Here is a 1,168-nt window from a genome sequence, read left to right as displayed (position 1 = left end):
GGCGCGCGTCGGCACACCGGCGCCCGCGCGGGCCAACAGCGAACTCGCGCTGGCCCAGATGCGCGAACTCGGCAACGAGTGGGGCGAGGCGCTGGCGCTGCGCGTGCGCGGCCTGGTGCACCGGGCGGAGGGCAGCGCGCACGAGGCGATGGTCTGCGCGCTGCGCAGTTCGCGGATGTTCCACGACATTGCCGACCGCTACGAGCACGCACTGTCCACAGTGGAGCTCGGAAGGGCGTTCATGGCGCTGGGCAAGCCCGGCGAGGCTGACCGCGCCTGGCGGGAGGCCCTGTCGATCTACCAGGAGATCGGCAGCTACCAGGCCGCCAGGGTCCACGAACTCCTCGGTGGCTAGGGCAGCTGCGGCGGCTCCAGCAGGAGCACTGACGGCACGAGTTCCGGTGCGACCAGGCGCAGCAGGTTGTAGCCGATCCCGGCCCTGCCGTGCATCAGCCCCGGCACCGACTCCGGCCGCGCGGGACCGGTGCGCCAGCCCGCTTCTCGGCCGCGGTCGCGCACCGCGCNNTCGAGCGCGCCGAGGTCGCCGTGGCACAGGCCGTGGTCGCCGACGGAGGCCAGCAGCTCGCCGGTCTCGCCGAACAGTGCCAGCGCGGTGGTGCGCTCGGCGGCGTCCAGGTCGTCCTCGACGTCCCAGTGCGAGCCGAGCGCGGCGATGCCCGCCCTGGCCAGGCCGACCCCGGGAATCCCGTGGCACCAGCCCAGCAGCGGGGCGTCGCCGTTGGCCGCCGTGCAGCCCTCCGTCCTCGGCGCGGCCCAGTCGTGCCGGTCGGGGTGCAGGTGGTCGCGCTCGTGGCGCAGCGCGGCGTGCACGGTCTCGGCNNCGCCGCGTGCGCCACCTCCAACGCCTGCGAGCCCGGCAGCACCTCGTGCAGCCCGAGCGCCACGAGTATCGCGCCGACGCTGCCGCTGACCAGGTCGAAGCGCTGGTCGTGCTGGACGTGCGCGGCGAGCGGGCGCAGCAGCGACTGGGCGAGGCCGAGCAGGTCCTGCCGGTCGAGCAGGACCGAGGTGTGCGTCAGGTAGTGGATCAGCCCGCCCACCGCGCCGAAGGCCCCGGCGTCCGGCCGCTCCAGCGCGCTCCGGCCGAGCGCTTCGGCGGCGCCGCGCCCCCACCGCGCGAGGTGGTCGGCGACGGCGTGCGCGGTCC

General features: G+C 75.6%; 3 protein-coding genes. 2 read left to right on the top strand and 1 reads right to left on the bottom strand.

The features are described 5' to 3' along the window. On the top strand, positions 1 to 355 hold a 355-nt coding region (locus CCN37_RS40440; protein ID WP_210408385.1), incomplete at its 5' end, for a hypothetical protein. On the opposite strand, the gene CCN37_RS41860 is transcribed toward CCN37_RS40440, so the two are convergent. Further along, positions 352 to 831, bottom strand: a complete 480-nt coding sequence (locus tag CCN37_RS41860; RefSeq protein WP_246843535.1) for a lanthionine synthetase LanC family protein — start codon at positions 829 to 831, stop codon at positions 352 to 354. The two genes, CCN37_RS40440 and CCN37_RS41860, sit on opposite strands and share 4 nt — an antisense overlap. A 17-nt stretch (positions 832 to 848) precedes the next feature. Between CCN37_RS41860 and CCN37_RS41855 the strand changes: the two genes are divergently transcribed. Beyond that, positions 849 to 1,168: hypothetical protein (locus CCN37_RS41855; protein ID WP_168201039.1), on the top strand; the 320-nt coding region annotated here is incomplete at its 3' end.

Source organism: Allokutzneria sp. NRRL B-24872 (assembly GCF_002155965.1).
Taxonomy (GTDB): domain Bacteria; phylum Actinomycetota; class Actinomycetes; order Mycobacteriales; family Pseudonocardiaceae; genus Allokutzneria.
This window is presented reverse-complemented; position numbering and strand designations above follow the sequence as displayed.